This is a genomic window from Pedobacter sp. Leaf194, assembly GCF_001423945.1.
Lineage (GTDB): Bacteria > Bacteroidota > Bacteroidia > Sphingobacteriales > Sphingobacteriaceae > Pedobacter.
Genome location: NZ_LMPU01000001.1, coordinates 366665 through 386661, shown reverse-complemented (window position 1 = coordinate 386661; position 19997 = coordinate 366665). Strand labels below are relative to the sequence as shown.

Here is a 19997-nt window from a genome sequence, read left to right as displayed (position 1 = left end):
GATATCAGTTTATTCATTTACATATACTCGTTGCTTTAATTTTTACTTTTCAATTTGAAATCTTTGAACTTTTATTTCTCTTCTGTTACCGGAGCCTTTTCTATCGGATTAGCATAATATGCTAAGCCGTAGTTTTGTTGCTGGCTTTTAACCGGCTCTTTAATGTGCCACTCAAACTCATCTCTAAAGTGACGAATTGCACTCGCAACCGGCCATGCAGCCGCATCGCCTAAGGGGCAAATTGTATTTCCTTCGATTTTACGTTGAATATCCCAAAGCAAATCTACATCTTCCATAGAGCCGTGTCCATGCTCGATTTTGTGCAACACCTTTTCCATCCATCCGGTTCCTTCGCGGCAAGGCGAACATTGTCCGCAACTTTCGTGATGATAGAAACGAGAGAAATTCCAGGTATTGCGCACAATACATTGGTCTTCATCGAAAGCGATAAAACCGCCAGAACCCATCATCGTTCCGGTAGCGAAACCACCTTCAGATAAAGATTCGTAACTCATTAAACGGGGTTCGCCATTGGCTAGTTTCAAAGTTAGATTTGCTGGCAAAACCGGAACCGAAGAACCGCCTGCCACCGTTGCTTTTAAACGTTTTCCGTTTGCAATACCTCCGCAGTATTCGTCAGAATAAATGAATTCTTCAACCGGCAAGCCTAATTCAATTTCATAAACGCCTGGCTTCACTAAATTTCCAGAAGCTGATATTAATTTAGTACCTGTGCTTCTGCCGATGCCAATTTTAGCGTACTCTTCGCCACCATCATTAATAATCGGCACAACCGCCGCAATAGACTCTACGTTATTTACCACTGTTGGGCAACCATATAAGCCAGCAATTGCAGGGAACGGAGGTTTAATCCTTGGATTACCTCTTTTACCTTCAAGCGATTCTAACAGGGCGGTTTCTTCGCCACAAATATAGGCGCCGCCTCCCGGCTGAACATAGAGCTCCAAATCGTAACCTGTTCCCAAAATATTTTTGCCCAGCCATCCGGCAGCTTTTGCCTCTGCAATTGCTTTCTCCAGAATACGGATTTGAGGCATCATCTCTCCACGAACGTAGATATACGAAACTTTTGCGCCCAAAGCGAAACTCGAAACAATCATTCCCTCAATCAATGCATGGGGAATGTAAGTCATCAAATAACGGTCTTTGAAAGTGCCCGGTTCCGATTCGTCGGCATTACAAACCAGATAGCGTGCAACACCCTCTGGTTTAGCCAAAAAACTCCATTTCATCCCCGTTGGGAAACCCGCACCACCGCGGCCACGTAGGCCCGATTTCTTAACTTCTTCAACAATCTCTTCAGGTGTTAAAGTTTTAAGCGCTTTTTCCACGGCACGATAACCACCTTTTTGGCGATAGACATCAAGTGTGTTGATGCCTGGTACGTTTATATGCTCAAGTAATAATTTGCGGCTCATTTATTTTTAGATATGAGATGTGAGCAATAAGATGTACGGCAATCGCCCAATCTCAACGCTCAAATCTGGTTTCTCAAATCTTATTTGTTTTTCAAATCTTCAATCAATTTATCTACACTTTCTGTAGTTAGGTTTTCGTAAAAAGTATAGTCGGGGCTAATTTGTAAAACCGGACCAAAGCCGCAGGCGGCTAAACATTCAACTCCTCTAAAGCTGAATAATCCATCGGCCGTAACTTCGCCTTCTTTAACACCTAGTTTACTTTCCAAGTGGTCTAATATTTTTTCGGCACCAACCAGGCAACAAGGGCCTGTTCTACAAACTTCAAGAGCATATTTCCCCTGAGGTTTTAAAAAGTACATTGTGTAAAAAGTTGCTACTTCATAAACTTCAATGGGCTGGATATTTAAATATTCAGCAACTCTATCCATTGCATGTGTACTTACCCAAAGATATTCTGCCTGTACCAGGTGTAATAATGGCAACAGTGCTGATTTATGTTTGCCTTCGGGATAACGGCTTTTAACATCATCAAATTTGGCAAGCAATTCTGATGAGAACACTACAGGTGTTTGTTCTTCTACTTTAAGCATCTAATTCTCCTGCAATAATATTCATACTACTCATGTTTATAATGGCATCAGACAGCAACATGCCTTCGCTCATTGGTGCAAACATTTGGTAATTTACAAAACTTGGCCTGCGGAAGTGCAAACGATAAGGCGTACGGCCACCATCATTGATTAGATAGAAGCCTAATTCTCCGTTTCCACCTTCCACAGCATGATAAACTTCTGCTTTGGGCGCATCAATTTCACCCATCACAATTTTAAAGTGGTAAATTAAAGCTTCCATGTTATTGTAAACTTCTTGTTTTGGAGGAAGATAAAACTCAGGCACATCGGCATGGAAAATGCCTTTTGGCTCTGTTTTTAACTTTACTATAGCTTGTTCGATAATGCGCAAACTTTGCCACATTTCCTCGTTGCGCACTAAATATCTGTCATAAATATCGCCACTTGTGCCAACCGGAACCTCAAAATCAAAATCTTGGTAAGATGAGTATGGGTCGCTTACACGTACATCATAATCGATACCCGTAGCACGCAACAATGGTCCAGTCCAGCTGTATTCTAAAGCAGCTTCCTGACTAACTTCTGCAACGCCAGCTGTTCTGTCAATGAATATACGGTTACGCGTTAAAAGGTTTTCAAACTCTTTTAAAGCTACCGGAAATTCTTTTAAAAATTTTTCAATTTTCGCGAAGGCAATCTCATTGAAATCTCTTTCAAAACCGCCGATACGACCAATATTTGTAGTTAGGCGGGCACCGCAAACCTCCTCAAATATTTCGTAAATATGTTCACGAAACTGAAAAAGGTAAAGGAATGTTGTTGTTGCCCCGGTATCCTGACCAATAATCGTATTGCAGATAATGTGGTCGGCTATTCGTGAAAGCTCCATTACAATAACGCGAAGGTAGTCTACACGTTTTGGCATCTGGATATTCAACAATTTTTCAACCGTCATGTGCCAGCCCATATTATTTATAGGCGACGAACAATAGTTTAAACGGTCGGTTAATGGGGTAATCTGATAAAAAGGGCGGTGCTCGGCAATTTTTTCAAAAGCTCTGTGGATATACCCAATGGTAGAAACGCCGCTTACAATACGCTCGCCATCTAGTTGCAAAACGTTTTGAAAAACGCCGTGGGTTGCAGGGTGTGTCGGACCTAAATTTAAGGTTACCAGCTCACTTTGCGGGTCGTTATCTGTAAATACCGGATGGTTATGATTCATATAAATTACCTTCCAAAAAATTCGTCTTTTTTATCAACTCTGTTCGGGTCTTCCAATGGATATTGTTTCAACATCGGGTGCACTCCTAAATCATCCATATTTAAAATACGGCGCAAATCTGGGTGACCTTCAAATTTAACTCCAAACAAATCATAGGTTTCACGCTCCATCCAGTTTGCACCTTTCCAAACCACGGTAGCCGTTGGTATGGTTGGGTTTTGTTCAGAAATGAAAACCTTTATTCTAATTCTTACCTTTTCTACCATGTTATGCAGATGGTAAACCACAGCAATACCATGTTCTTTACCCGGATAGTGAACTGCTGTTATATCAGTAAGGAAGTTGAACTTTAATTCTTCTTTTAGATGTGAAAGCACATTTACAATAACATCTTTATAGGTTACGAAGGTTAGCAAACCATAAGGTTCAGAAACGGCGGTAACTTTTTCGCCAAACTTTTCTGTCAGTTTAACGTGTATGGTGTTATTCAGCGTTGTTTCTTCCATTATTTAATGCCGTATTGCCCTAAAAGGTCTCTATAATAATCTGAATTCCGTCTCCTGCCAGATTCGTTTTTAACCAAATCCTGAATGCGTTGAAAACCATCCAGAATCGCTTCTGGTCTCGGCGGGCAACCCGGAACGTAAACATCTACAGGAATAACTTCATCAATGCCTTGCAAAACAGAGTAAGTATCAAAAATACCTCCACTACTTGCACAGGCGCCAACTGCCATTACCCAACGCGGCTCGGCCATCTGGATATAAACTTGTTTTAATACGGGTGCCATTTTTTTAGCAATGGTGCCCATTACCATTAAAACATCTGCCTGACGGGGAGAAAAACTTAAGCGTTCGGCTCCAAAACGACCTAAATCGTAGTGAGAACCCATGGTTGCCATAAACTCAATTCCACAACAAGAAGTAGCGAACGGCAGCGGCCATAATGAATTTGAACGAGCCAAACCAATCACTTTATCTAATGAAGTGGCAAAGTACCCAGGACCTTCGGTTCCTGGAGGCGCATCAACTATATTAATTTCACTCATGTTTATAAACAAAAAATGCTCATCCCTTTGCAGAATGAGCAACAAATTTACAATATTTTAAAGGCAATTAAAGTAGCTTAACCTGATTTAGAACCTTTCTAAATTACACGCAGTTTTGGAATCTAAGCTGCAGGTTTACCCACCAAAAACCACAGTGTGAATATTTTAGTGTTACAGAGAGTTAGTTCCAGTCTAATACTTTTTTCTTGATAACATAGATAAAGCCAAGTAGTAATGTTCCCATAAAAATGAACATTTCAATCATGCCATCCATTTTTAATGCCCTGAAATTAACTGCCCAGGGGTACATGAAAATAACTTCAACATCAAATAATACAAACAAGATGGCTACCACGAAATATTTAATTGAAAAAGGCTGGCGGGCGTTACCGACCGATTTAACTCCGGCCTCAAACGTTTCAAGCTTATCTAATGTTTTGCGCTTAGGGCCTAAAAAGTGTGTTGCAACCAAGGTGGTTACCACAAAACCTAGTGCAACGATAACCTGGAAAATAATGGGTAAAAAATCTATTGATGTACTTTGTGTCTGCATAATCTGTAATTTCTGATGCAAAAGTAAAAGAAAAAGGCAGAGTAACAAAACTCTGCCTTTTCTAAATTATTTAACCTTAGCGATTATTTACCTTTTCCTTTTGGAGCTGGTGCAGCTAATTCTTTCAATTTTGCAGCAGCAAACGTTCCGCTTGGATATACCGCTACACTTTTATCAAAATAATCTTTAGCTTTTGCTTTATCACTGTTGAAGTAATATCCACCTAAGTTATCATATGCTTCTGATAATTTTTTTGCATTAGCAGTAACTAACTCAGGCTTTTCAGTTACTTTCTGAACGAAAGTTTCGAAAAATGGAATGGCTAGACCTTTAGGCGCTTTATCATCATCTAAAAGGTTATTTATCCTTGCTCTGTATAAGTACGCATCAGTAGTTTCAGGAGCCAATTGAGCAACCTTCGCAATTGAAGAATCTGCTTTTACCAATAAATCTTTTGAAGGATTCTTTTTTGCTGAATATTGTGTAGCATATTCAAAGTAATAGGCTAAACCATCATAAAAATAGCTATATAAAACACCTTTACCGTTCGGACTAGCAGCGATAACTTTATCGTAAATAGCAGCAGATTTAGCATACTTTTTAGCATCGAAGAATGTTTTCGCAACTTCTGCTAATGCATCAGTGTTCGATGAATCTTTAGCTACTGCTTTGGTAATGTTAATTAAAGCTAAGCTATCCTGACCAGCTTTTAATTGTGCTTTACCTAAATACAGGTAATCGAAACCTAAAAGTTGAGTAGTATCTTTTTGTTTAGCAAAATATTCAGTCATGTTGGTTAATGCCTGAGGATAGTTTTTATTCTCATAGGCAGACCAACCTTTCAACCTTGAAACGATAGGTGCTTTAGGGTTGTTTGCTGGAACCTGAATAGATGATGCAACTTGTTCTAAAGCCGGGAAATCCTTTGCATAGAATAAAAACTGCATGTAACGCAACTGAGATTCTAAAGACTTATCAGTTAGATCAAGGTATTTTTTATAAAACTCAACACCTTTAGCTGCCTTTTCTTTATCTGTTCCGAAGCTACTCCACTGTAAATATAGCTCACCTAATTCGCGGTAAGCAGGCCCATAATTTGGGTCAGCGGCGATAACTTTCTTCAACTCATCTTCACCTTCTTGGAATGCACGCGATTCTTTATACATCTTACCAACCTGAGTTGTTGCTCTTCTGTTTGTTGGATCTATATCACCAACACGGAAATAAGGACCGATGGCTTCAGAATTTTTCTTTTGTAATGCGTATGCATCGCCAAGACCAATAAACACTTCAGCATCTTTATCCTTAGCGTCTAATTCGTCCGCTTTAGTCAAGTTTGCAATTGCATTCGCAAAGTCTGGTTTCGAAGCTACATCGCCAGGTTTGTCTTGAGCTAAGTAGGCTTTACCAATTGCTAAATAAGTTTTATAGTCTTTCGGGGCAGCTGCAACAGCCTTATCGAAATTGGTTTTAGCTGATGTAGGGTTGTTAGACAACAAATCTGCCTCGCCTAAACCAGCATAATTTGATGCATTCTTTGCATCTGCTGCTACACCTTTATTAAAAACGACTCTAGCTGAATCGATGTAACCGGTTTTTAAATAAACCAAGCCAAGGTTATAAAAATTATCACCATTAGACGCTTGGGAGGTTGTTAATGTTTTAAGCATAGATGATGCTTTTTGATATTGTTCAGCATCAATCGCTTTTTTCGCGTCGGTTAAACTTTGAGCAAAAACTGCAGAACCCATCAACACTAAACCTACATTTAAGGTTATTGCTTTCTTTGAAATTTTCATAGTTCTTTAATATGTTTTTTTAATGGTTATAAAGTTTACATAAGCCATGCAACCTTCATCTGATTTTCTTGTTTTTTGTAATTGATTGCTGTTCGCAATCGTGGTTCAATTTATTATTTTTTAGTTATATTCAATTCTCTCGGCATTAATTTATGAGGGGCCAATGCAGATTTCAGTACGATGAGTTGTCCACGCTGACTCCTTAACCATACTGCAAACCCCGTGCCTAAACCATCTCTTCCCTCGCAATCGATGATATTTATGTTCCTTAAAAACGGATAGTCACCATTAATCAGGTTTGTTTGAGTTGGCTGGTAATATTTGTCATCACCAGGCTTTCCTTTAACATTTTTAACGCCTAATACTGTAATTTTGTCCTGATATTTGAGCAGTTCCGGGTTTTTGTCAGAAATCCAATTTACGCCTAAAATACCTATAAAGTTTTTATCTTGCGCAATAAGTTTTATAACTTCATTGCTAGAGTTCTTCGAAAAAACATCTTTTGCAGGAAATTGACTGATATTAGCCAATTGCTTAAAATACTGAAATGTGCTAGAATAAGCGTTATCAAAAACCAACTGTTTCCCCGTTCCTTTTCCCTGTAATATATCAACAACATCTTTAACGTTGATTGTGCTGTCAATATTGCCTTTATTTGTAATTAAAGCGATACCATCAACAGCAAATCTGGATGTGTTGATCTTAATGTTTCTTTGTTTATAATATTTCTCTTCTGCTTTGGTAAGCATTCTTGGAAGCACAATTACCCTCGCCGTATCGTTTAAAAAAGCAGGCAATAGTTTTAGCTCAGGTTTAAACGTAGTTAAAAATGTAGCCTTAGGATAATCGATTTTGAAGATGTCAATCTCTTGTTGTACAATAGGCCCAACGCTTTCATCCACCAAAATCTTGAGGGTTCCGCTGGTTCGGGTTTCTTCGATACCATCTTTTTTCTCCTTGCGTTTGCAGGAGAAAATTGACAATGCAATAAATAACAAAAGGATGTTTCTCATTAATAATTAATCACGCCTACCCAGGCTTAGTAATCTAACAAAAGCATAAATAATTAAAAATATTCCAATGCCTATCTTGTAAGGCCGGCCAATGTTTAGCGGCAGCTCTGCCCAGAAAATACAGGCCAGGCCAATTGCCAAATAGAAAACAAACATGATAAGGCCTAAAATGAGCAAAAACCGCTGTTTAGGCGATTTTTGCTTAAAAATATCAAAATTTAACATTTTACTATTGTAGTGCAAAGTTAATGTTGATGTTGTATTTAACACGAACTGGTTTACCATTTTGAATACCTGGAACCCAACGCGGACTAGCTTTTAGTACACGTTTTGCTTCCTCGTCGGTACCGCTACCTAAACCGCGGGTCACCACGATATCGGTAAGTTCGCCATTACGCTCCACAACGAAAGATAAATAAACTTTACCCTGAACGTTATTTTCCTGAGCCATTGGCGGATATTTCATTGTTTTCTGCAAAAACGAATAAAACTTAGCCATACCGCCCGGAAATTCCGGAACCTTTTCAATACTAACAAAATCATAAACTTTGTTATCATCTACTGCAACAGCAGCTTCTTTCTTAGGTCCTTCACCAACTGGTTCAGCGATAACGATATCAGCCGTTGGGTCACCTTTGATATCTTTTTGTCCTGGATCTGCCTCTTTCAATTTTTCAACTGTAGGTGGTTCATCCTGAACTTCGATATCCGGTTTTACAATCGGAGGTGGCATTTTTACCTGATCCACTTTTGGTGGCGGTGGCTCTACCGGTGGTGGCGGAGGTGTTTTCGGATCAACAGGTGGTGGCGTGTTCAACACAACCTCCTGCGCCTTTAACTGTTCCTCCTCCGGAATAGCGCCTTTAATAAGACTGTAGATTTTTGGTGAGAAGAACAAAACCAAGAATACAATGGAGCCATATAAAAGGGCCTTTGTTGTATTGCCAGCACTACCTTTACGCAATTGGTAAGCACCGTAAGCTTTATTTTTATCAGCAAAAACGACTTCCAGCCATTCTTTTCTAAATATATCTAACTTCGACATAGTTCCTGATTTGATTAATTATAAAATTCCTTGTTCCTTCATGAAAGCCTTTTCGTTATCAAGGATGTTGTCATCATCGATTTGACGAGAGTTAACTTTCATGATCTCTAGTTCATCCATCATATCAACAAAATTTTGGAAAGTAGAACCAGTAGTAGGTTTTACAAGAACTGTAAACTCTCCGGCAACGCCAGAATTATTTGCTTTAGTTCTATTTTCCGCAATAGTTTTTTCGATATCTGAAAATGATTCGATTACCGGCGAACTTTTACCTGCTTCACCCATGTACCACGCTATTTTATTGTTTTTACCCAATAATACAGTCATAGTTTTGGTTGCCTTTAGTTCAAGTCTGTTTTCCGGCAGTTTTTCGTTTTTATCTGGTTTTGTAATATCCATCGCTTGTGGCGTAGAGATTACAGTAGTTAAGATAAAGAATGTTACTAAAAGAAACATTAAATCAACCATTGGAGTCATATCGACTCTTGGCGTGGCTTTCTTCCCGCCTGTGTTTAATTCTGCCATTTCTTATTTCTTCTTTTTAGCTTCAGCGTTTGTTACCAACAAAAATTTATTAACTTTTTGTTTCTGAAGTACATCAATAACTTTTTTCACAACAGGATATTCTTCCTTAGCATCGCCCTTGATACTAATACGCATATCCTGGTTATTTAGTTCTTTTGTTGCTTTACGAGCATTAAGAACCCATGAATCTAACTGGTTATCTAAAGAATCTGCTGGAATACCAGTTTGAACACCAGGTTTCATACGGTCAGCACTGTTCATGGCAATTAACGATTTCAGGTTTTGAATCGGAACACCGAAACTCGCAAGACCTGAAAATCTATTAACTTCCTCCGGGGTGAACGTTAACTTGTACTGTTCGCCCATTAATTGCAATGTTCTTGCTCTTACTTTTTGTCCTGCTACTTCGAAGAACACCTTACCTTGTCCAATTGTTAAAATTGCGTTGTTTTCTACTGGCACCTTAAACTCATACGTAGATGAGGGTGTTGCAACAGCTAAAGGTTCTGGTTGTCTTGCCGTAGCAGTCAAAATGAAGAAAGTAAGTAACAATGATGCCACATCACACATGGCAGTCATGTCTGTTACTGTACTTGTTCTTTTAACTTTTATTCTAGGCATAATATTTTACTAGTTTTTTAATAATGATGATCTTTTTTCCGGTTTTCCATAAAGCCGGTAAAAATTTTTTCAAAATTCTTATTTATGAGAACTAGCGTATGTTTGAACGATGCTAAAACCAGCTTCGTCGATTGCATAAGTTAACTTGTCAATTTTAGAAGTTAATACGTTGTACATGATAATTGCCAAAGTAGATACAGCAATACCAGTCATCGTGTTAATTAATGCCTCAGAGATACCTACCGCTAATGCTGATTGATCTGGGGCACCAGAGTTAGCTAAACCGGCGAATGCACGAATCATACCTGTTACTGTACCTAATAAACCGATTAATGTACCGATTGATACTAAAGTTGCAATTACAGTTAGGTTTTGCTCTAACATTGGCATTTCTAAAGCAGTTGCTTCTTCAACTTCTTTTTGGATAGCAACGATTGATTGCTCAACATCCATATTCGTGTCTGCTTCAACTTCGCTATATTTTTTTAAACCTGATTTTATTACAGCTGCAACAGAACCTTGTTGTTTATCGCATTCTGCTTTTGCAGCTTCGATGTTACCTGAGTTTAAGAAACCTTTAACTTTAACGATAAAAGTATCTAAGCTTGATTTACCGCTTGCTTTACCAATAACGATTAAACGTTCGATAGAGAATACGATTACAACTAGCATTAAGCCAATTAAGATTGCTACAATCGGACCACCTTTGTAAGCTGTTCCAGGGTAGTTGTTAGGTAATGGTAAATTGTTGTTGTCTCCTCCGATAAAGTTATCAGAAGCACCTAATACGAATCTCCAGATAATAAATCCGATAATAATACAAATAGGAATAACAAATGTTGCAAATACATTTGATGCACTTGAAGAGCTTTCAGTTTTAACAGTTGTTGGTTTTGGTGCGTTTGCCATTTTTTTAATTTTTAGTTTTAGTTCTTGTTTTAATTTTTAGCTGTTTTTTTCTTTTGTAATACACACAACGTAAGTTTATCTGATTTTGTTGCGAAAACAAATTTATAAATTGATTTTAAATTACAAATTAATAAATCAATAAACAATTAAATCGTTACTTAACTTTTTAGTTTTCCGCTTATCACTTGGGTATATAACAAAAAAATTGCCTCAGCCGGAGGCAATTCTTTCACAATAAAAACTAAAAAAAAATCGAATTGCAAATTTTTCGACTAAAAAATGCATTTAAACCTACATTTAACACATTTTTAACGCTTCTTCCCCAACATTAGGCATTTTCTCCGCTTCAAATTGTTTGAAATTTTGGATGAAGGCTTCATTGAGTTCGTAGGCTTTTAAAAAGTATTCTTCCGGGTTGCTCCATGTTTTAGAAGGGTCTAAAATATCGTTCGGAACATTAGGGCAATGTAAAGGCATCATTAACTTAAATACATGATGCTGTTTATAATTGCGGTGTTCTAAACCGCCGTTTAGTGCCGCGGTAATCATTGCCCTGGTATAGTCCAGCTTCATCCGTTTACCTATACCATATGGTCCGCCTGTCCAACCGGTATTTACCAGCCATACATTAACGTTGTTTTCCTTTATCTTTTTACCGAGCAGGTTCGCATATTTTGATGGATGCAAAGGCATAAACGCTTTACCAAAGCAGGCCGAAAAGGTTAATTGCGGCTCGGTAATACCAGCTTCGGTGCCGGCCACTTTAGCGGTATAGCCACTCATAAAATGAAACATGGCTTGCTCTGGCGTTAATTTCGATATTGGCGGAAGCACACCAAAGGCATCGGCAGTTAAAAAGAATATATTTTTTGGGTTTGAAGCAATGGAAGGAATAACTGAATTCTCAATATACTCTAAAGGATAAGCTACCCGGGTGTTTTCAGTTTTTTCGACATTGGTAAAATCTACGTTCTGAGTTCCAGGATAGAAGTTTATATTTTCCAATAAGGAGCCGAATTTTATGGCTTTGTAAATCTGAGGCTCTTTTTCGAGCGTTAAATCAATACACTTCGCATAGCAACCTCCTTCAAAATTGAACACAGAATCATCGCCCCAACCGTGCTCATCATCTCCAATTAGTGCCCGTTGCGAATCAGCTGAAAGCGTGGTTTTTCCTGTGCCCGAAAGCCCAAAGAAAATTGCCGTGTCGCCATCTACCCCAAGGTTTGCAGCGCAATGCATTGGAAGTGTATCTTTATAGGTGGGTAACAGAAAATTCAGGACTGAAAAAATGCCTTTCTTAATTTCGCCTGTATAGCCTGTTCCGCCAATCAAAATCATCTTTTTTGTGAAATTGATAATTGAAAAGTTTTCCTGCCTTGTGCCGTCTACAATCGGATTTGCAAAGAATCCTGGTGCGGCAATAATCGTCCATTCGGGAGTTTGGCCTAAATTTTCCTGCTCCGGTCTGAGGAAGAGATTATTCGCGAAAAGATTTTGATAAGCTGTTTCTGTGATAACCCTTATTGAAATGGAAAAATCCGGATTTGCACAAGCATTTGCGTCTCTAACGTACATTACCTTATCCCGAAGATAAGATGTCATTTTAGTTTGTAGCTTATTGAAATCCTCCGTATCGAATTTGATGTTTATATCGCCCCACCAAACGCTACTTGCTGTTTCTGCATCGCAAACAATGAACCGATCTTTAGGTGAACGTCCGGTAAATTTCCCGGTATCAACAGCCAGCGCACCAGAAGAAGCTAAAACGCCTTCATTATTTTGAAGTGCTTCTTTTACAAGTTCGGCTGCAGACAGCTGATATTTTACGCATAAACTATCCTGTAGATTTAAGTAGCTTAAATCCGGAGATTGCAGTTCCATTTTGCTCATAACAATAAGTTAGTTAGTTGAGCAAAGGTAAATACATTTTTATCGAAGAAAGAAATTTTTTAAACGCTTTTTTTACATATTGTAGCTTGTACACTATGATTCAAAAGGCTTCTAATCAGATATTTAAATAAAATAAAATAGCACTAAAAAATATTAAAAAATACACTAAGTAAGCGTTTACCCGCCTGCCTTTTTTGCTTTAAAACCATCTTTCTGGAGAATCAGCATAACCTTATCTCTAACATCACCCTGAATGAGGATTTCGCCATCTTTAACCGAACCCCCTACGCCACATTTATTTTTCAGCATTTTGCCGAGTTTTTCCAAATCTTCATTTTTACCCTTAAAACCGGTAATTAGTGTTACAGCCTTACCTCCACGGTTTTTTTTATCCATCATTACCCTTAAATCCTGCTGTTGGTTGGGTGCGGTAACCGTATTATCAACTTCTTGTTCATATTCAAATTCGGGATTTGTAGAATACATAATTCCACCTAAATCGCTCAGATTATTTTTTTTTGACTTCATACTTTAGGGTGTTTTTTAAGGGACGATTACTTCTAAGGAAAGCGGATTAATACTGATTTCGATTTCCTTGCCCATTTTTAACGGCTCGCCGTCAACATGTACAGGACCATCTTTCGTTCTCGAAATTGTAATTTTTTGTCCGCGGATAATCTCAATCATATCAGAACTTTCGGCAGTTCCTTTTAACATAACATAACTTAAAACAGGCAGTTTTAGTATCGAAAAGGGCTTTATAATGCAGACATCCAGCAGGCCATCTTTAACTGAGGCATCTGGTGCAATGTAAACATTATTGCCATATTGTGATGAGTTTGCCACGGTAACCGCGAAAGCTTTCCGGTTATAATCTGCACCATCAATATTTATGTTGTAAACTTCGTCTTTATAACTAAACACCTCTTTAAGGCTCTGCTTAATGTAACCGGCTAAACCACGCTTCTTATCTTTCGAAAATGCAGAGCTTAAATGGGCATCAAAACCAACTCCCGCAAGGTTAAAAAAAAACTTATGGTTAAAAGTGGCCGAGTCAATCCGATCAGTTTTCATTTTATTAATCAAGAGAATGGCCTCCTTCAAATTTTGTGGTATGTTTAGGAACCTGGCCAGGCCGTTACCCGAACCTAAGGGTAAAATACCCAAAATTTTTCCATGTTCTACAACCTTCGAGGCTACTTCATTTATAGTTCCATCGCCGCCGGCAGCCACAATAACATCGAAATTTTTCGCAATCGCCTCTTCCACAATTTCTGTGGCATGGCCAGAATATTCTGTCAACAAAAAATTTGCATTAAACCTTTCCTTGTCCAAATACTTATCAATAAGCGTCGGGATTCGCAATTTTGCCTTTCCTCCTGATATCGGGTTAATTACGAATAAAATATTTGTTTTGACTTGCAAAGCTTGAGTATGAGGACACAAAATAATCTATAATTTTTGAAATAAAGAAAATATGCTAATTTTGCATCGTTAAAAGTGGATTGATTTGCGATGTTTCTTTTTAGGAAACGGGATTGCAACCACTCAAAAAAAAGTGCTAATACCTTCCTTTTACAAGCAAAACCTGTTTTCAGGGACTGTTAGCGCTTATTAAATGTTTATTTTCATCATTAATTTATTTAATAAATGTCGTATTTATTTACATCAGAATCTGTATCTGAAGGCCACCCTGATAAAATTGCCGATCAAATTTCGGATGCTTTAATTGATAACTTCCTTGCTTTCGATGCAGAATCGAAGGTTGCCTGTGAAACTTTAGTAACTACAGGGCAAGTTATTTTAGCTGGAGAGGTAAAATCAAAAACCTATTTAGATGTGCAACAAATCGCCCGCGATGTGATCAGGAAAATTGGTTACACGAAAAGCGAATACATGTTTGAAGCCAATTCTTGCGGTATTTTATCTGCAATTCATGAGCAATCTCAAGACATTAATCAAGGTGTTGATAGAACGACAAAAGAAGAACAAGGTGCCGGCGACCAGGGAATGATGTTTGGTTACGCAACAAACGAGACGGAAAATTACATGCCACTGGCTTTAGATTTATCTCATGCTTTGTTAATTGAACTCGCAAACCTGAGAAGAGAAAATGCCGAAATTACCTACTTGCGCCCGGATGCAAAATCGCAGGTTACTTTAGAATATTCTGACGACAATAAGCCACAACGAATTGATGCGATTGTAATTTCAACCCAACACGATGACTTTGATGAGGAAGCTACCATGCTCGCCAAAATTAAATCAGATTTGATATCGATATTAATTCCGAGAATTAAGGCAAAATACCCTCAATATGCGCATCTTTTTAACGACCAGATTACCTATCACATCAACCCAACAGGAAAGTTTGTTATCGGCGGACCGCATGGAGATACCGGCCTAACCGGACGAAAAATAATTGTTGATACTTACGGTGGTAAAGGCGCCCATGGTGGTGGTGCATTTTCTGGTAAAGACCCAAGTAAGGTAGATAGAAGTGCTGCTTATGCAACACGCCACATTGCCAAAAATTTAGTTGCAGCTGGCATTGCCGATGAGATTTTGGTTCAGGTGAGCTATGCAATTGGTGTGGCTAAGCCAACATCGATTAACGTGGTTACTTACGGTACATCTAAAGTTGGTTTAACCGATGGCGAAATCAGTAAAAAAGTAGAAGCGATTTTTGATATGCGCCCTTACTTTATCGAACAGCGTTTAAAATTAAGAAATCCAATTTATAGCGAAACTGCAGCTTACGGACACATGGGCCGCAAGCCTGAAACTGTTTCAAAAACCTTCAGAACACCGAATGGTGAAGAAAAAACTGTTTCAGTTGAACTATTTACCTGGGAAAAATTAGATTTCGTTGATAAGGTTAAAGAAGCATTTAGCCTTTAATAATTTGAAATTATAGAAAGCCCCGAAAAAAATCGGGGCTTTCTATTTTATAAACCTTTCGCACTCATGAAAGCGCTTTCTTTCGCCGAAATATTCTCATCATCAATTGCGTAAGATTTTACATCTGCTATCTTCATCTCGTCAATTACATCGATAAAATCTTTATAAGTCGCGGCTTTGGTTGGTTTTATAATCACGATCATAAATTTTTCCGGCCTGTTAGCATGCGCTCTGGCCACAGCTAATTTACTTTCTGCAACCCTTTTTTCAAGTTCAGACAGATTGCAAACCTGTAACATCGCCTTTTCCATTTCGCCCATATAATAAGCGGCCTGCTCATTTTTACCGAGTAAAATCGTCATTGTTCTGAAGCTGGATAAGGCGTATTTACATCCGCTGGAATTGGTTTAGATACATCCGCTGCCTTCGATTCTGCTAACGTTGTTGTTAACATGAAAAACGTAGTTAAGAGAAACATAAGGTCGACCATTGCGGTTAAATCCACCTTTGGAGATTCCTTTCTTCTCCCGTTGGTTGATTTGATAGTTTTAGTGCTTTCTAGATTTGCCATAATTTTAGGTTTTTAAACAGGATGCTTCTTAGCCTGATTTTACATAAATTAAAATATTGCATTTCGATTCTTTGCACATCAAAACATCACTTTAACCATCTGCGTTATGCCAGCACAAAAAAAATGACTAAAACCATTTTAAGTGCAACGTGTTTAAATAGTACTAAAAATCTTATAACTATGGAACGGCCAATTGCAATGAATACTTTAAGTCAGATTTTAGAGAAATTGAGACTTAAAGGAAAAGATAACGAGTTAAAAATGACAGACCACGGCAAAATGCAGAGCCAAACCGGTAAAATTTACAAGCCCGAAGACTTAACAATTGTTAAAACCTACCGCTTTGAAGGAGACTCAGACCCTGCAGATAACTCCGTTCTTTACCTAACTGAAGACAGTGATAAAGAAATAGGTTATATTTTAGATGCCTACGGAATTTACTCAGACAATATCGGCTCGTCTTTTGATGATTTCCTGAAGAAAATTCCTACGGAAAACAGAGACGAACAAGAATTATTTTGTTAAACACTAAATCGAGAAAAAGCGGCATTGCTACAGCAATGTCGCTTTTGTTGTTTATCAGGATTTTTTAAACCAGCTACAATGATTTCAGACACCGCAAAAATTGTAAAACGTTTTAAAATAGTTTTTCAGCCTTACAATCAGCTTTTCGACAGTGCTGAAAACCTGCTACCGCTTATTTAAAAAAATTCGATTATTCATGGGTTTTTAGCAACGATTTCTCGCTCTATATGCTGCACCCATTTGCTTTCGCGTTCTACCAAACTAAATATATAAGCCGACGTAATGAACACCAACATTGCAATAAGAAATGTTACCATTATTTTATTTGTCGCCTCAATTTGCGTATTCGTTCTTCCCTGACTCATGATGATTAATTTAGTGAGCCCAGGCAAATTTGAAAGCGCTAATTTGCTTAACTCAGGTCTAAAAACACGGGTATCAGAATTTTGTTTTTCAGCATTTAGCTAAAGTCGATAAACGGTAAAAAAAAGTAGATAACCAGCTAAAAGTTATCTAAAAATACATTAAGCTATGATTTTTTTGAAGAAGACTTCTTATCCTCATTATATTTTTTGAAGATGAGACCAAGGTCTTTAAAGCCTAGGTATTTCGATTGGAATTGTTTAATCAACACCGGATTATCAGCGAAAGCTTTACTCAAAATATCGATATAATTTTTCTTTGTAAGTTCGTAAGTCGTGTTACCTTCTTCGTAAAGGTAAGTCTCATCAACTCCGGTTACACCCGATGTACTTGAAAAAGAATTTGCGTTACTATAAATGCCCCTTCCAGAAGAGGCGGTCATTGTTGGTGCGGCGCTCATGCTCATACTTTGCGAGCCTGCGGTAGTATAAACGCTGTATTTGCAGAAAAAATTTCTGCCGGGCGTTGAGGCGACCTGTGTTGCAAGGTACTTTTTACTCGCTTTATTATCCTGGGTTTTTACCACCAGGCTATCGTTGTTTCCTGCGAGCACAACGCTGCTTACATTATCCAAGCTAATGATTTCTTTCGGGGTTTCATTGTCTTGTTTAAAAACCAATGAAGTTAAGTTAGGTGGGCAGTACAAAAACCCAGAAATTTTTTCGCCTTTTAGGTTGTAGTAGTGGCCAAATTTAAAATCTTTCGAACTTTGGGCTTTGGCATTGATGCATAGGAACACCAGAACAGATAAAATAATTGAATTGCGCATATTAATGTAGATGATTAGATGAACCAAATTAATTAAAATTTTGATGGAGAAAAAGCTAAATGGTTATTAGATTTAGTTTATAGGAACAAAATGAGCTGCATAGCCCCCATCCTTAACCATATCAATATTGATTTTATCGCCAGCTTTGATTTTCATGGTTAACCGCTTAAAATCCATCGCCTGAAAATCAGCATTAACACCATCTTTAATGATGGTAAGTTGATAAGTTTTATTCTTGGGCAAAAAATCAGTGTCGATAATTAATTTACGTTCTGTACTATTGGTCATAGCCCCTAAAAACCATTCCTGGCCTTTTCTTTTTGCCGTAACAATATATTGTCCAACTTCTGCCTTTAAAACTTTTGTTTCATCCCATGTTACCGGTACACTTGTTATAAAGGAAGTGGTTTCAGGTTCGCGAAGGTAATTAAAAGGGTTATCGGCCAGCATTTGAAATCCACTCTCGAATACAATATACATGGCAAGTTGATGTGCCCTCGTGCCAATACTCATCACATTTATCCAATTCGGCTTGTAATCTTTTGGGTGCCCGGACCGCATAGCACCGGGCGTATAATCCATCGGCCCAACTGCATTTCTTAAAAATGGCAGGTAAAGGTTGTTGTTTGGCGTTGCCAGTCCGCCACCAATATTTTGCTCCATACCAATTACACCTTCGTAAGAAAGCACGTTTGGATAGGCAACTTCAAGCCCGGCAGGCTTAAATGCACCGTGAAAATCGATTAGAATATGGTGTTTGGCAGCCTCTTTTGCTACCCTGGTATAATAATTTACCATCCATTGGTCGCTGCGATCCATAAAATCTACTTTCATACCAGCAATTCCCCACTCTTCCAGTTTTTTAAATACGTCGGGGTTTTGCTCCACTGCCAGCCAGGTAAACCATAAAATTATTTTTACATTTTTTTGCTTACCGTAGGCAATTAACTCCTGGAGATTAATTGTTGGATTGGGTTCGTAAGGATTTAAAGTTGTTTTTGCCCAACCTTCGTCCATAATGATGTAGGGAATCTTAAACTTTGAGGCAAAATCGATGTAATATTTATAGGTATCCTGATTGTAGCCAGACTTAAAATCGACACCATAAACATACGCGTTGTGCCACCACTCCCAGGTAACTTGCCCGGGTTTAATCCACGAGGTTTCCTTTAGCTGGTTCGGGGTTGACAGTTTATAAACCATCTCATTTTCCGGTAAAGCTTCATCCTTCTCAGAAATAACCATAAATCGCCACGGGTAAGAGCGCCTGCCCAAGGTTTTTGCGATGTAATTGTGCTCCTTTACAATTTTCATATTTCTGTCGCCGTTTGGCGCATACAATTCCGGCACCTTCGGAAAAACGGCGTCGATGGCATTATTTCCTTTTGCTTTTACGAACATTGCGGGGTAATCATACAAATCCGCCTCCGACAGTAAAATTTTATACTTTTTATCGTTAAACAAAATTGGCAATACGCTCATCTTTTGCGCATCAACCTCTCTTAAATTTTTATTTTGATACAAGATTTCATAAGCGGTCATAAAACTCTTGGTTTCGAGATATGAAGCATTTACATCGTTCGCAAAGGCAACGTAAACCTTTTCATCTTCAACGATAACCGAATCTTTTTTACTGGTGATGAAACGGTAGGCAATACCATCATTATACGCTCGAAATTCTACGCTAAAATTATTCTTAAAATTTAGACGAAGCAGCCCATATTTATTTTCTACACTGCTGTTTTTTAAAGGCACAACGGGTTTTGAAACATCAACATGCGCAGAAATTATTTTATTTAACAATTTTGGATTTTCGCCCAGAGTTTCGCCGGCGAGATTTAATTGCAGAAACGAATTTGAAAGTACATTTTCGCCGCTAACAGCTACAGAATAAAAAATTTTCTTTGAAAGATTTACTGTGACTTTCACTTTCTTATCTGGAGAAAAAAGTTCGATCGGTGCGCTATAAAGCTTAAATGATAGACAAATGGCTACGACTAAGAGTAATTTCGACTTCATGAAATTGAAAGGTTAGCTAAGGATTTAAATTCGGTTATCAAACCAAATATATATAAAAACAATGTGATTTTTAACATTCTAAAACGTTTTATCATACTTTTAATGGGCAACAAAAAACAAGATCTAAACATTCTCAAAAACTTT

At 38.1% G+C, this 19997-nt stretch carries 23 protein-coding genes; 2 read left to right on the top strand and 21 right to left on the bottom strand.

Annotated features, from left to right (window positions below):
- Positions 1 to 71: 71 nt before the first annotated feature.
- The 16 genes from nuoF to ASG14_RS01715 all read right to left on the bottom strand — a co-directional run bounded on the left by nuoF (position 72) and on the right by ASG14_RS01715 (position 14070).
- Positions 72 to 1439 carry an NADH-quinone oxidoreductase subunit NuoF gene (gene nuoF / locus ASG14_RS01790; protein ID WP_056869353.1) on the bottom strand — a complete coding sequence of 456 codons (1368 nt, stop codon included), beginning with the start codon at positions 1437 to 1439 and terminating at the stop codon, positions 72 to 74.
- 80 nt (positions 1440 to 1519) lie between these two features.
- Positions 1520 to 2032, bottom strand: a complete 513-nt coding sequence (nuoE, locus tag ASG14_RS01785) for an NAD(P)H-dependent oxidoreductase subunit E (RefSeq protein ID WP_056869352.1) — start codon at positions 2030 to 2032, stop codon at positions 1520 to 1522.
- Entirely contained in the window at positions 2025 to 3239 is a 1215-nt protein-coding gene (locus ASG14_RS01780; protein ID WP_056869351.1) for an NADH-quinone oxidoreductase subunit D, read from the bottom strand. Before ASG14_RS01780 ends, nuoE begins: the two co-directional genes overlap by 8 nt.
- Positions 3240 to 3244: 5 nt before the next feature.
- On the bottom strand, positions 3245 to 3745 hold the full coding sequence (locus tag ASG14_RS01775) for an NADH-quinone oxidoreductase subunit C (protein WP_056869350.1): 501 nt from the start codon (positions 3743 to 3745) through the stop codon (positions 3245 to 3247).
- Entirely contained in the window at positions 3745 to 4287 is a 543-nt protein-coding gene (locus ASG14_RS01770; RefSeq protein WP_056869349.1) for an NADH-quinone oxidoreductase subunit B, read from the bottom strand. The genes ASG14_RS01775 and ASG14_RS01770 overlap by 1 nt, the downstream gene beginning before the upstream one ends.
- A gap of 181 nt (positions 4288 to 4468) precedes the next feature.
- On the bottom strand, positions 4469 to 4840 hold the full coding sequence (locus tag ASG14_RS01765; protein ID WP_056869348.1) for an NADH-quinone oxidoreductase subunit A: 372 nt from the start codon (positions 4838 to 4840) through the stop codon (positions 4469 to 4471).
- Between the two features lie 83 nt (positions 4841 to 4923).
- Positions 4924 to 6639 (bottom strand): hypothetical protein, encoded by a 1716-nt coding sequence (locus ASG14_RS01760; RefSeq protein WP_056869347.1) that lies wholly within the window; start codon positions 6637 to 6639, stop codon positions 4924 to 4926.
- Positions 6640 to 6752: 113 nt separating this feature from the next.
- Positions 6753 to 7652, bottom strand: coding sequence for a PstS family phosphate ABC transporter substrate-binding protein (locus ASG14_RS01755; RefSeq protein ID WP_056869346.1), 900 nt, complete (start codon positions 7650 to 7652; stop codon positions 6753 to 6755).
- 6 nt (positions 7653 to 7658) lie between these two features.
- On the bottom strand, positions 7659 to 7877 hold the full coding sequence (locus ASG14_RS01750; protein WP_056869345.1) for a hypothetical protein: 219 nt from the start codon (positions 7875 to 7877) through the stop codon (positions 7659 to 7661).
- A 4-nt stretch (positions 7878 to 7881) separates the two neighbouring features.
- Positions 7882 to 8697 carry an energy transducer TonB gene (locus tag ASG14_RS01745; RefSeq protein WP_056869344.1) on the bottom strand — a complete coding sequence of 272 codons (816 nt, stop codon included), beginning with the start codon at positions 8695 to 8697 and terminating at the stop codon, positions 7882 to 7884.
- 18 nt (positions 8698 to 8715) lie between these two features.
- Positions 8716 to 9222, bottom strand: coding sequence for a biopolymer transporter ExbD (locus tag ASG14_RS01740; RefSeq protein WP_056869343.1), 507 nt, complete (start codon positions 9220 to 9222; stop codon positions 8716 to 8718).
- Between the two features lie 3 nt (positions 9223 to 9225).
- The gene (locus ASG14_RS01735) at positions 9226 to 9843 is read right to left on the bottom strand and encodes a biopolymer transporter ExbD (RefSeq protein WP_056869342.1); all 618 of its coding nucleotides are present in this window, start codon (positions 9841 to 9843) and stop codon (positions 9226 to 9228) included.
- A 78-nt stretch (positions 9844 to 9921) separates the two neighbouring features.
- Positions 9922 to 10752, bottom strand: a complete 831-nt coding sequence (locus tag ASG14_RS01730) for a MotA/TolQ/ExbB proton channel family protein (protein ID WP_056869341.1) — start codon at positions 10750 to 10752, stop codon at positions 9922 to 9924.
- Positions 10753 to 11049: 297 nt separating this feature from the next.
- Positions 11050 to 12645 carry a phosphoenolpyruvate carboxykinase (ATP) gene (pckA, locus tag ASG14_RS01725; protein WP_056869340.1) on the bottom strand — a complete coding sequence of 532 codons (1596 nt, stop codon included), beginning with the start codon at positions 12643 to 12645 and terminating at the stop codon, positions 11050 to 11052.
- A 177-nt stretch (positions 12646 to 12822) separates the two neighbouring features.
- The gene (locus ASG14_RS01720; RefSeq protein ID WP_056869339.1) at positions 12823 to 13173 is read right to left on the bottom strand and encodes a translation initiation factor; all 351 of its coding nucleotides are present in this window, start codon (positions 13171 to 13173) and stop codon (positions 12823 to 12825) included.
- 15 nt (positions 13174 to 13188) lie between these two features.
- Positions 13189 to 14070 (bottom strand): diacylglycerol kinase family protein, encoded by an 882-nt coding sequence (locus ASG14_RS01715; RefSeq protein ID WP_235528480.1) that lies wholly within the window; start codon positions 14068 to 14070, stop codon positions 13189 to 13191.
- Between the two features lie 225 nt (positions 14071 to 14295).
- On the opposite strand from ASG14_RS01715, the gene metK reads away from it, so the two are divergent.
- Positions 14296 to 15546, top strand: a complete 1251-nt coding sequence (gene metK / locus ASG14_RS01710) for a methionine adenosyltransferase (protein WP_056869337.1) — start codon at positions 14296 to 14298, stop codon at positions 15544 to 15546.
- A gap of 47 nt (positions 15547 to 15593) precedes the next feature.
- On the opposite strand, the gene ASG14_RS01705 is transcribed toward metK, so the two are convergent.
- Together ASG14_RS01705 and ASG14_RS20570 are read right to left on the bottom strand one after the other, a co-directional pair.
- The gene (locus ASG14_RS01705; protein WP_056869336.1) at positions 15594 to 15908 is read right to left on the bottom strand and encodes a biopolymer transporter ExbD; all 315 of its coding nucleotides are present in this window, start codon (positions 15906 to 15908) and stop codon (positions 15594 to 15596) included.
- Complete coding sequence (locus tag ASG14_RS20570) at positions 15905 to 16117, bottom strand: biopolymer transporter ExbD (RefSeq protein ID WP_056869335.1); 213 nt, start codon at positions 16115 to 16117, stop codon at positions 15905 to 15907. The genes ASG14_RS01705 and ASG14_RS20570 overlap by 4 nt, the downstream gene beginning before the upstream one ends.
- Before the next feature lie 180 nt (positions 16118 to 16297).
- Between ASG14_RS20570 and ASG14_RS01695 the strand changes: the two genes are divergently transcribed.
- Entirely contained in the window at positions 16298 to 16642 is a 345-nt protein-coding gene (locus ASG14_RS01695) for a hypothetical protein (RefSeq protein ID WP_056870196.1), read from the top strand.
- Positions 16643 to 16836: 194 nt separating this feature from the next.
- On the opposite strand, the gene ASG14_RS20155 is transcribed toward ASG14_RS01695, so the two are convergent.
- From ASG14_RS20155 to ASG14_RS01685, 3 genes are all read right to left on the bottom strand, one after another.
- On the bottom strand, positions 16837 to 17007 hold the full coding sequence (locus tag ASG14_RS20155; protein ID WP_157274809.1) for a hypothetical protein: 171 nt from the start codon (positions 17005 to 17007) through the stop codon (positions 16837 to 16839).
- Positions 17008 to 17171: 164 nt separating this feature from the next.
- The gene (locus ASG14_RS01690; protein WP_056869334.1) at positions 17172 to 17834 is read right to left on the bottom strand and encodes a hypothetical protein; all 663 of its coding nucleotides are present in this window, start codon (positions 17832 to 17834) and stop codon (positions 17172 to 17174) included.
- 72 nt (positions 17835 to 17906) lie between these two features.
- Positions 17907 to 19853, bottom strand: coding sequence for a glycoside hydrolase family 97 protein (locus ASG14_RS01685; protein WP_056869333.1), 1947 nt, complete (start codon positions 19851 to 19853; stop codon positions 17907 to 17909).
- Positions 19854 to 19997: the final 144 nt, after the last annotated feature.

Bases quoted from the DNA above. Each gene is read 5' to 3' on its own strand.
- nuoE (WP_056869352.1), bottom strand. From the start codon at position 2,032: ATGCTTAAAGTAGAAGAACAAACACCTGTAGTGTTCTCATCAGAATTG.
- ASG14_RS01740 (WP_056869343.1), bottom strand. From the start codon at position 9,222: ATGGCAGAATTAAACACAGGCGGGAAGAAAGCCACGCCAAGAGTCGAT.
- ASG14_RS01750 (WP_056869345.1), bottom strand. From the start codon at position 7,877: ATGTTAAATTTTGATATTTTTAAGCAAAAATCGCCTAAACAGCGGTTT.
- ASG14_RS01760 (WP_056869347.1), bottom strand. From the start codon at position 6,639: ATGAAAATTTCAAAGAAAGCAATAACCTTAAATGTAGGTTTAGTGTTG.
- pckA (WP_056869340.1), bottom strand. From the start codon at position 12,645: ATGAGCAAAATGGAACTGCAATCTCCGGATTTAAGCTACTTAAATCTA.
- ASG14_RS01720 (WP_056869339.1), bottom strand. From the start codon at position 13,173: ATGAAGTCAAAAAAAAATAATCTGAGCGATTTAGGTGGAATTATGTAT.
- ASG14_RS01685 (WP_056869333.1), bottom strand. From the start codon at position 19,853: ATGAAGTCGAAATTACTCTTAGTCGTAGCCATTTGTCTATCATTTAAG.
- ASG14_RS01780 (WP_056869351.1), bottom strand. From the start codon at position 3,239: ATGAATCATAACCATCCGGTATTTACAGATAACGACCCGCAAAGTGAG.
- ASG14_RS20570 (WP_056869335.1), bottom strand. From the start codon at position 16,117: ATGGCAAATCTAGAAAGCACTAAAACTATCAAATCAACCAACGGGAGA.
- ASG14_RS01765 (WP_056869348.1), bottom strand. From the start codon at position 4,840: ATGCAGACACAAAGTACATCAATAGATTTTTTACCCATTATTTTCCAG.
- ASG14_RS01755 (WP_056869346.1), bottom strand. From the start codon at position 7,652: ATGAGAAACATCCTTTTGTTATTTATTGCATTGTCAATTTTCTCCTGC.
- ASG14_RS01770 (WP_056869349.1), bottom strand. From the start codon at position 4,287: ATGAGTGAAATTAATATAGTTGATGCGCCTCCAGGAACCGAAGGTCCT.
- ASG14_RS01730 (WP_056869341.1), bottom strand. From the start codon at position 10,752: ATGGCAAACGCACCAAAACCAACAACTGTTAAAACTGAAAGCTCTTCA.
- ASG14_RS01735 (WP_056869342.1), bottom strand. From the start codon at position 9,843: ATGCCTAGAATAAAAGTTAAAAGAACAAGTACAGTAACAGACATGACT.
- ASG14_RS20155 (WP_157274809.1), bottom strand. From the start codon at position 17,007: ATGAGTCAGGGAAGAACGAATACGCAAATTGAGGCGACAAATAAAATA.
- ASG14_RS01695 (WP_056870196.1), top strand. From the start codon at position 16,298: ATGGAACGGCCAATTGCAATGAATACTTTAAGTCAGATTTTAGAGAAA.
- nuoF (WP_056869353.1), bottom strand. From the start codon at position 1,439: ATGAGCCGCAAATTATTACTTGAGCATATAAACGTACCAGGCATCAAC.
- ASG14_RS01775 (WP_056869350.1), bottom strand. From the start codon at position 3,745: ATGGAAGAAACAACGCTGAATAACACCATACACGTTAAACTGACAGAA.
- ASG14_RS01705 (WP_056869336.1), bottom strand. From the start codon at position 15,908: ATGACGATTTTACTCGGTAAAAATGAGCAGGCCGCTTATTATATGGGC.
- metK (WP_056869337.1), top strand. From the start codon at position 14,296: ATGTCGTATTTATTTACATCAGAATCTGTATCTGAAGGCCACCCTGAT.
- ASG14_RS01745 (WP_056869344.1), bottom strand. From the start codon at position 8,697: ATGTCGAAGTTAGATATATTTAGAAAAGAATGGCTGGAAGTCGTTTTT.
- ASG14_RS01690 (WP_056869334.1), bottom strand. From the start codon at position 17,834: ATGCGCAATTCAATTATTTTATCTGTTCTGGTGTTCCTATGCATCAAT.